General features: G+C 32.9%; 8 protein-coding genes and 2 pseudogenes. 8 read left to right on the plus strand and 2 right to left on the minus strand.

Annotation, left to right across the window (positions count from 1 at the left end):
* Positions 1 to 100, plus strand: a pseudogene (locus HMPREF1639_RS06445) (sigma-70 family RNA polymerase sigma factor); the annotation flags it as partial.
* A gap of 38 nt (positions 101 to 138) precedes the next feature.
* Here HMPREF1639_RS06445 and HMPREF1639_RS06450 read toward each other — a convergent pair.
* Positions 139 to 1,470, minus strand: a complete 1,332-nt coding sequence (locus tag HMPREF1639_RS06450; RefSeq protein WP_036764617.1) for a relaxase/mobilization nuclease domain-containing protein — start codon at positions 1,468 to 1,470, stop codon at positions 139 to 141.
* Positions 1,471 to 1,475: 5 nt separating this feature from the next.
* Positions 1,476 to 1,826, minus strand: coding sequence for a plasmid mobilization protein (locus HMPREF1639_RS06455; RefSeq protein ID WP_036764620.1), 351 nt, complete (start codon positions 1,824 to 1,826; stop codon positions 1,476 to 1,478).
* Between the two features lie 297 nt (positions 1,827 to 2,123).
* On the opposite strand from HMPREF1639_RS06455, the gene HMPREF1639_RS06460 reads away from it, so the two are divergent.
* From HMPREF1639_RS06460 to HMPREF1639_RS09385, 7 genes and pseudogenes are all read left to right on the plus strand, one after another.
* Positions 2,124 to 2,696 carry a TetR/AcrR family transcriptional regulator gene (locus HMPREF1639_RS06460; protein ID WP_036764622.1) on the plus strand — a complete coding sequence of 191 codons (573 nt, stop codon included), beginning with the start codon at positions 2,124 to 2,126 and terminating at the stop codon, positions 2,694 to 2,696.
* Between the two features lie 103 nt (positions 2,697 to 2,799).
* Entirely contained in the window at positions 2,800 to 4,539 is a 1,740-nt protein-coding gene (locus HMPREF1639_RS06465; RefSeq protein ID WP_001114254.1) for an ABC transporter ATP-binding protein, read from the plus strand.
* Positions 4,532 to 6,241 carry an ABC transporter ATP-binding protein gene (locus HMPREF1639_RS06470; protein WP_036764624.1) on the plus strand — a complete coding sequence of 570 codons (1,710 nt, stop codon included), beginning with the start codon at positions 4,532 to 4,534 and terminating at the stop codon, positions 6,239 to 6,241. Before HMPREF1639_RS06465 ends, HMPREF1639_RS06470 begins: the two co-directional genes overlap by 8 nt.
* 2 nt (positions 6,242 to 6,243) lie before the next feature.
* Positions 6,244 to 7,749: an ABC transporter ATP-binding protein gene (locus tag HMPREF1639_RS06475; protein WP_000601969.1), complete on the plus strand. Its 1,506-nt coding sequence runs from the start codon at positions 6,244 to 6,246 to the stop codon at positions 7,747 to 7,749.
* A 1-nt stretch (position 7,750) separates the two neighbouring features.
* On the plus strand, positions 7,751 to 8,455 hold the full coding sequence (locus tag HMPREF1639_RS06480) for an energy-coupling factor transporter transmembrane component T (protein ID WP_025194627.1): 705 nt from the start codon (positions 7,751 to 7,753) through the stop codon (positions 8,453 to 8,455).
* A 10-nt stretch (positions 8,456 to 8,465) separates the two neighbouring features.
* Positions 8,466 to 9,050 carry an MptD family putative ECF transporter S component gene (locus HMPREF1639_RS06485; RefSeq protein WP_000791747.1) on the plus strand — a complete coding sequence of 195 codons (585 nt, stop codon included), beginning with the start codon at positions 8,466 to 8,468 and terminating at the stop codon, positions 9,048 to 9,050.
* Between the two features lie 250 nt (positions 9,051 to 9,300).
* Positions 9,301 to 9,366, plus strand: a pseudogene (locus tag HMPREF1639_RS09385) (sigma-70 family RNA polymerase sigma factor); the annotation flags it as partial.
* Between the last annotated feature and the right edge of the window lie 240 nt (positions 9,367 to 9,606).

Here is a 9,606-nt window from a genome sequence, read left to right on the forward strand (position 1 = left end):
GTCAATCAGCAGAAAAGAGAAAGTTACACATCAGGCAATCGGACAAAGGAGGGATAGAATTTTAGAAAAACTGAGAAAGATTTTAGAAGATAAAATCTAAAAATAAGATGAAAGGCTATATAAAAAGTATTTAGCCTTTCATCTCTCCATTTCATTGCCCATATAAATTCGATAGTTTTTTCGTATCTTATAAAGCTCGTTCATAGTGGATTTTGAGGAAGAATACTCTTGCATAAGGGTGTTCTTTTCTTCTTGTAATTTATCAAGCTCAGCTAAAATATCCTTTGAATTTGGGAGCTTGGAATAAGATTTTTTAAGCTCTGAGAGAGCATTTTCATATAGGGTAATCTGAGCTTTGTACTCTTCAAAAAATGCCTTATCAGAAGGATTTGCTTTATATTCCTTGTAGTAGGCTCTATATTTTTTAACAGCATGAATTTGTTCCATCGTATCAGAAAGTAGCTGCATATCCTTATCAATTTCTTTGATTTTATCTTGTAAGGCTTGTCTTTCTTCAGCACTTTTTTTAATGTATTCATCAAGCTGCTTGACAGAATTAATGCCATGTTCTCTGATGAAAACAACTGACTCAGCCATTGTATTTAAGTTATGTTTTATTGCCCAATATTCATAGCCTCTGCTCTCTTTCACTTTGGCATTAGTATTCATATTGATAACATTTCCGATTCGTTTTTTGACAGGCGGAGCTTTAATAGATTGATTTTCTGTAAGACGCTCTTTTAATCTTTCTTCTGTATAATCTTCACCAATCGTCTTAGCTCTTGTAAATCTCTGCTTATCTTTTGGCTTAAAGGCAATGTGTTTGCCATGTTTTATTTCATAACCAAGTTCCGCCATTTTCTTTAGAAATTCTTCCCAATCATTAGAATGTTTTATTAAACGATCAATGTCAAATTGAAGCCTGCTTTTCCAAGAAGTACCTTTCTTAGATTGCTCATTTTCATACCATGACTTACCATTTGTTTTGTACTTTTTCTTATAGCTCTCGTAGAACTCGTCAATCACAGATAGGTTGTTTTCTTTGCATAGCTTATCGCTTTGATACCTGATCTGGTGGTAACTTCTTTTGTTAGACTGATAGCACTTGCCTGTTACCATATTTACATTATTGAATATGATATGATTGTGGATATGCCCTTTATCTATGTGGGTAGATAGGACATATTCGTACTCATCCTTTAATATCTTTTTACACAGTTCAAGACCGATTTGATGTGCCATTTCAGGACTTGCTTCTCCGGGTAAAAAGGATTGAATAAGGTGTCTTGCAAGAACAGTTCCGTTTGTGCCGGCATCATTTCTTGTTCTTAAAAACTGGGTATGAGCAGTTTCCTGATGACATTTATGAGTGCTTACTAAGATTTGCTCATCTGTTTTTTCTCCATTAATAATATATGAAATGGCAAGATTAAGGGTTGATTTTATAGGATGTATTTTTGTAATAGCCATAAGTTTTAATCACCTCCGGAAGTTCTGTTAAGAAGCAGGGAATGTATTTGCCACAACTCTTTTGAGAAATATTCAATCTGCTTTTTCATATCGTTTATATCGTCCTTATAGATTATGCCGGTGGAATTTACACGCTTTGCAATCTGATTGATGTTGCTTGTAGCGTTGGAAAGTAAGCCCTGTAAATCTCTAAACGGTTCTAAATCCACTTGATATATTTCCTTTTCTAAAACGCACTTGCGAATGAAATGGCTCATATTTTTGCATTTCGCAAGTTTTCTTTTCTCCTCAAAAAGAGCCTTTTCTTCTTCAGTTAATTTAATTTCAAGTCTTTCATTTCGCATTCTATTTGTCATAGATAAATCCTCCTTTGAATGTATTTCGGGTCTTAGGGTACACCCTAACAAGTTAAAAATTGATAAAAAAAGAAGCAGATCCCANAGGGCTGCTTCATCAATTTTTTCGTAAGTGTCCGTACACTTACTGTGCTTGCTACAAAAGAATGATTAGGGTAGCAAGCATTAAGCAAGTTTTGAATTTGTTATTAAATTATACCATAAGGACGCCATAATTTCCACATGTAACTTGACAAATATTGAATTTTGATTTATTATTAAATATATATTCAGTATTGGAACAGAAAGAGGTGTGATATGGCACAAGTATTAAAAGAAGAAGTTAGAAATAGAATACTCGAAGCAGCAGAAAAAGTATTTTATAAAAAGGATTATAGAGGTGCCAAATTAACAGAAATTGCAAAAGAAGCAGATATTCCTGTGGCACTAATTTATACCTATTTCAAAAATAAGGCAGTTTTGTTTGATGCAGTAGTAAGTTCTGTTTATATAAACTTCGAGTCAGCTTTTAATGAGGAAGAATCTTTGGAAAAAGGCTCTGCTTCTGAAAGGTTTGATGAGGTTGGAGAAAATTATATTCATGAACTTTTAAAAGAGCGTAAGAAGTTAATTATTTTAATGGATAAAAGCTCAGGTACAAAGCATACAGAAGCAAAACAAAAACTTATATCACAAATGCAGGTTCATATTGAAGTAAGTTTAAAAAGACAATCGAAACAGGAATATGATCCAATGCTTGCCCATATTTTAGCCAGTAACTTTACAGAGGGACTTCTTGAAATAGCAAGGCATTATCAAAGTGAAAAGTGGGCAAAAGATATGCTAAAACTTATTGCAAGGTGTTATTACAAGGGAGTGGAATCCCTATAATCAGCACAAAAAAATAGACTTTGCGTAATCAGCAAAGTCTTACTTTAAACCTTAATACTGAATTAAAATTCAATATTATTCAATTTTGAAAGGAGAGTTGTTCATGCCGGAAAAAGAATTAAGAAAAAAAGTGATTGGGAAAAACGGTTTATCCAATTCACTTCTTGCTTTAAAAATAGTATTTGATTTGATACCACAAATCTTACTCGTATATTTGATTAGTTCTTTAATTACAAACAATATTAACGAAGGTAATTTAAAGTATATATTTTTGGGAATCTTTATATCGTTTGTATTAAAAGGAGTGTTTTATTATTTTGCAACAAAGGTTGCCCATGAGAAAGCATACGAAAAATTAACAGAACTTAGGTTAGATATTATCGGTCATCTGAAAAAACTAAGTTTGGGATTCTTTAAAGAACATAATACAGGAGAGCTTACCAACATTGTCCAACATGATGTAGAACAAGTGGAAGTATATCTTGCTCATGGTCTCCCTGAAATAATGTCAGTTACACTTCTGCCTACCATTATTTTTGTAGCTATGATTTTTGTGGATTGGCGTCTTGCTCTTGGGATGATTGCCGGAGTTCCACTCATGTATTTGGTAAAAGTTCTTTCACAGAAAACAATGGATAAAAACTTTGCGATTTACTTCAATCATGAAAACAGAATGAGAGAAGAGCTAATGGAATATGTAAAAAATATTTCTGTGATTAAGGCTTTTGCTAAAGAAGAGGAAATTAGTGAAAGAACATTAAAAACGGCAAGAGAATATATTTACTGGGTTAAAAAGAGCATGGGGATGGTTACAATTCCAATGGGACTCATTGACATATTTATGGAAATTGGAGTGGTTATTGTCATGATTTTGGGAAGCATATTTCTTTATCATGGAAATATTACAACGCCTAATTTTATCCTTGCCATTATTTTATCGTCTGCTTTTACTGCTTCTATAAGTAAGACAGCTACATTGCAACATTTTTCTATTGTGTTTAAGGAAGCGTTAAAGGCGATAGGGAAAGTATTAACAGTTCCACTTCCAAACAAAAAGACAGAACAAGGTTTAGAATTTGGAAACATAGAATTTAAAGATGTGAATTTTGCATACGGAAAAGATAGCTTTGAGCTTAAAAATATCAATTTGAATTTTAAGAAAAATAGTTTGAACGCCTTTGTAGGAGCAAGCGGTTGTGGAAAGAGTACGGTATCTAATTTGCTTATGGGATTTTGGGATGCAGATGAAGGACAAATACTGATAAATGGAAAAGATATAAAAGAATATAGTCAAGAAAATATCTCAATGCTGATTGGTAGTGTGCAACAAGAAGTTATCCTTTTTGACTTAAGTATTTTTGAAAATATAGCAATTGGAAAACTAAATGCAACAAAAGAAGAAGTCATAGAAGCTGCTAAAAAAGCAAGATGCCATAATTTTATTTCAGCATTGCCAAATGGATATGAAACACGAGTAGGTGAAATGGGAGTTAAGTTATCCGGTGGAGAAAAACAAAGAATCTCTATAGCAAGAATGATACTGAAAAATGCACCGATTTTAATATTAGATGAAGCAATGGCGGCTGTTGATAGTGAAAATGAAAGACTTATCGGCGAAGCAATTGACGATTTAAGCAAGGATAAAACCATCATTACAATTGCTCATCATCTAAATACGATTAGAGATTCAGACCAAATTATTGTTATGGATAAGGGTGTTGTTCTTGATGCAGGAAGCCATGAAGAGCTGATGAAAAGATGTGATTTTTATAAGGATATGGTTGAAGCACAGAACAAGGTAGATAGATGGAATTTGAAAGAGGTGGTAACAGAAAATGTTTAGAGAAATGTTAAAACTACTTACAAAAACTGGCAAGAGAGATTTGATTATATCGAGTGTATTCTTTGCCCTTTATGGACTAAGCGCCATAGCTATGATTGTGATCGTATTTTCTATACTGTTCCAAATATTCGATGGAACGAGCTTAGCAAGTCTATATAAATATTTTATTGCGATTGGATTACTTGTAGTGTTCAAAGGTATTTGTAATATGGTTGCAGATATGAAAAAGCATAGTGCAGGTTTTGATATTGTTCAGCAAATCAGAGAACGCATGATTATCAAATTAAAAAAATTCAGCTTAGGATTTTATACCAACGAAAGACTGGGCGAGATCAATACAATTTTACACAAAGATGTTGATAATATGTCCCTTGTTGTAGGACACATGTGGTCAAGAATGTTTGGTGATTTTTTGATAGGTGCAGTCGTATTTGTTGGTCTTGCAAGTATTGATTTCAAACTTGCTATTATTATGGCTGTATCTGTTCCGATTGCACTTATCTTTCTATATCTGACAATTAAGCAATCTGAAAAAATAGAAAATCAGAACAACTCAGCACTTCTTGATATGGTTAGCTTATTTGTTGAATATGTTAGAGGAATACCTGTACTAAAGAGTTTTTCAAACAATAAGAGCTTAGATAATGAGCTTATGAACAAAACGAAAAAGTTCGGAGAAACAAGTAAAGCAGCTTCAAGATTCAAGGCAAAACAGTTATCTATATTTGGTTTTTTACTGGATATTGGATATTTAGTTCTTTTAATTGCAGGAGCAATACTTGTTATAAAGGGAAATCTCGATGTGCTTAATTTTATTATCTTTGCGGTAATTTCAAAAGAGTTTTATAAGCCGTTCGCTTCTATGGAACAACACTATATGTACTATGTTTCGGCGGTAGATAGTTACGAAAGACTTTCAAGAATTTTATATGCAGATGTAATCCTGGATAAAGTGAATGGAATTGTTCCGAAAGATAATGATATAGCTTTTGAAAACATAGATTTTTCCTATGAAAAAGATGAATTTAAAATGGAAAAATTGAGTTTTTCTATTGCTGAAAAAACAATGACAGCCTTAGTTGGAGAATCAGGTAGTGGAAAGACTACTATAACAAACTTACTTCTAAGATTTTATGATGTGCATAAAGGGAAAATTACACTCGGAGGAACTGATATAAGGGATATTCCTTATGATGAGCTTTTGGATCGTATCAGTATTGTCATGCAAAATGTTCAACTATTCGATAACACGATTGAAGAAAATATTAGAGTAGGTAAAAAAGGAGCTACAAAAGAGGAAATCATTAAAGCTGCAAAGAAGGCAAGGATACATGATTTCATTATGAGCTTACCAAAAGGTTATGAAACTGATATTGGCGAAAATGGAGGAATTTTATCAGGTGGACAAAGACAAAGAATATCTATTGCAAGAGCTTTTCTAAAAGATGCACCGATTTTAATTCTTGATGAAATGACAAGTAATGTTGATCCTGTAAACGAATCTTTGATACAGGATGCTATTACAGAACTTGCAAAGAATAGAACTGTACTTGTAGTGGCTCATCATTTAAAAACAATTCAAAAAGCTGACCAAATTCTCGTATTTCAAAAAGGAAATTTACTTGAAAAAGGAAAGCATGGCGAACTTCTTGCAAAAAATGGTTACTACACAAAATTATGGAAAGCTCAGTATGAGGTATAACCATGATTTTGCTAAAAAATGTTTATTATGAATGGGAAGATGGACGAACTGCTTTAAAAAATGTCAATCTTGAAATTAGAAAAGGTGAATTTGTTTTAATTTCAGGGAAAAGTGGAAGTGGTAAAAGTACTCTTGGAAGTGTGATGAATGGTCTTATTCCACATTATTACAAAGGCAAAATGAAAGGGGAAGCCTTTGCGTCCGGAAAAGATATAAGCAAATTATCGCTTCATGAAATAGGGCATATTGTAGGGACTGTATTTCAAGATCCAAGAAGTCAATTTTTTACGACAACGACAGATGAAGAAATAGCTTTTGGGCTTCAAACCATTTGCAAATCAAGAGATGAAATAAAACAGAGAGTAGAAGAAGTATATGCAGAACTGGATATTGAGGAACTGAAAGGAAAATCTGTTTTTGAATTATCAAGCGGACAGAAACAAAAGATAGCTATTGCAAGTATCTATGCGATGAATCCGAAAGTTTTAATTTTAGATGAACCTTCAGCAAATTTGGATATGAAAGCAACATTTGACCTATTTTTAATTTTGGAAAAATTAAAGAAAAAAGGAACAACAGTTGTTCTAATTGAACATCGTTTGTACTATGTAAAATCTTTATTTGACCGTTTTCTTTTGGTGAAAGATGGAGAAATTGCACTGGACTTGAGTCGGGAAGAAGTTATTCATCTTGAAGGGGAGTTTTGGGATGAGAATGGACTAAGAACTCTTGAATTAGAAGAATATAGGATAAGTGAGAAGAAAGACTCATATCAATTAAATGATGAAAGTATAAACGGAAAAGGCTTGAGATTTTGCTATCCGAATGTAGCTAAGGATGGAAAGAAGCAAAAACAGTACATTTTAAATCATCTTGATTTTAATATGGAGTGCGGAATAGCCATTGGTCTTATCGGCTTAAATGGTACCGGAAAAACTACCTTTGCAAGAGTGATTTCAGGACTTGAGAAGATAAAAGAGGGGAAGATATGGACGGGGAAAGATAATTCGCTTAATCATAAAGATTTAATGGATATGTCATATTTTGTCTTTCAAGATTCAGACTATCAGTTGTTTTCGGAAAGTGTACTTGATGAAATGCTGCTTGGTATTTCAAGTAAAGATAAAAAAGAAAATACTCAAAAGGCAAAGTCTATTTTGAATGTACTTGGCTTAGATAAATACATTGATAAGCATCCGTTTGCTTTATCAAGAGGAGAAAAACAAAGACTCACAATAGCTTGTGGAATGATGAAACAGGCAAAAGTTTTTATCTATGATGAACCAACATCAGGTTGTGATAAAGACTCAATGCTTTCAGTGGCAAAATTAATTGAAGAACAATTAAAAAATGGAACAACAGTTTTGGTGATAAGTCATGATTTTGAGTTTTTAGCGAACACAGTGAGTAAGCTCTGGGTAATGGGAGATGGAAAAATAGAAAGTGTTTTGAATATGAGTGAAAGTAATAAAATTCTCATATTGGACAAGATGAGAGGAGGTAGATAACTTGATGGATAGAAAAACAGTCGATCCGAGAATAAAACTTACTCTACTTCCAATTGTTGGATTTACGAGCTTTTTTATAAGCGATACAATTCTACTTTTCGGACTGATTCTCTTTGCCTTTTTTCTGTATGTATACAGCAGTATGTGGAAAAGAGCATTACGCTTTATTTTGTTTTTTGTGATTTTATACTGCATAGAGTTATGGCTTGGAAAGTTTTGTGAAGCAAGTATCGTATTTGCAATATATATGTTTATTTACTTTGCATCAAGGATGACCTTAATTGCTATGTTTGGTGGATATATAACAAAGACTACAAGTGTAAGTGAAATGCTTGAAGCATTAAATAGAATGAAAGTACCAAGAAGCATTGGTATACCTTTTAGTGTTTTGCTTAGGTTTGTACCAACTATAAAAATAGAACTCAAGGCATTAAAAGAGAATATGAAGATTCGAGGAATCGTAACAAGTAGATTTTTCCCCTTGCTACATCCAATTAAATATATTGAATATACGCTTGTTCCGCTTTTAATGAGAATGATTAAGATTTCAGATGAACTGTCAGCTTCAGCACTCATTAGAGGACTTGATAGTGATGAGAACAGGGTTACATTAACAAAATTGAGGTTTAGAACAACGGATTTGTTGATTGGACTATTAGGAGCTTTGATGATTGCTCTTGTGATAGTAATACAGAAAATTTATTAGGAGGACTTTTATGAAAAACAAATTAAATGGTCGTGATTTTATTACAATCGGAATCTTTAATGCAATTGGAATTGTCATATACATGGCGGTTGCATTTGCTATGGCAACAACAGTGATTGGAGGATTTATTGCTTCAGGAGTTAGCTTTATGGTAGCTGCTACCGTTTATATCCTTATGGCTTTGAAAGTTAAAAAGAAGGGCGTATTTACAATATCAGGAACGCTTCTTGGTTTAATTGCATTGTCAGGAGGACATTTGCCTCATGCAGTCTTTGCTGTAATCGGTGGAATTATATGTGATTTGATTATAGGAAATTATGAGAGCAAGGGACGAATGATTATTGGATATGGGATATTTGCATTAGCGGATTTTTTAGGGACAGTAATTCCTGTGATTTTATTCGGAACAGCTTCTTTTGTGGAAAGAGCATCAAAATGGAAAATGAGTGAAGCACAAATAAATGAAGCATTATCTTATTTCAAAGTTTCATGGGCAGTAGGCTTTGCCTTGATAACATTTGTTCTTGCTTGCATAGGAGCATTCGTTGCAACAAAGATACTCAAAAAGCATTTTGAAAAAGCAGGAGTGATTTAATCAATATTTATTTGTGAGGGAAAAATGGATTAAATAATGGAGGTAATTGCTATGTATTATTTAGGGTCTGTTATTCATATAGAAAAAAACAATAGACCTTTTTGATACTGGTAATTACCATAAAAAAACAAATTTAAAGTATAGAGAAAGAGCAGGATTCTTTCATTTCAGAGGACTTCTTATGCCTATGTGCAGAAGTCCTCCTTTTTTGTCTTAAAACGCAGACAAAAAAGAAATGGAGGAAGCATATATGCCAAAAGAATATTACCTTTATGTCAATGGACAAAGGGTTAAAGTCAGCGAGCAGATATACAAAAATCAACATAACCAGTGGATTGTAAATATTAAAATTTCGTTTATAATAAAATGTTAGAAAATAATTATCATTACAGCTTAAACCTTTTAACGATAGCATTTTCCTATCGTTAAAAAGTGTACTCGACAAGTTTCCACGAACGGACACTATGACTTGTTATTCATACTGTTTTTGCGTGCCATGTGGAAAGTGTGGCACTCCTAATTAAGCAATAAAGCCATTTTCAATGATTTTAAGGGC

Origin of the sequence: Peptostreptococcus sp. MV1, assembly GCF_000758885.1 — a bacterium.
Taxonomy (GTDB): domain Bacteria; phylum Bacillota; class Clostridia; order Peptostreptococcales; family Peptostreptococcaceae; genus Peptostreptococcus.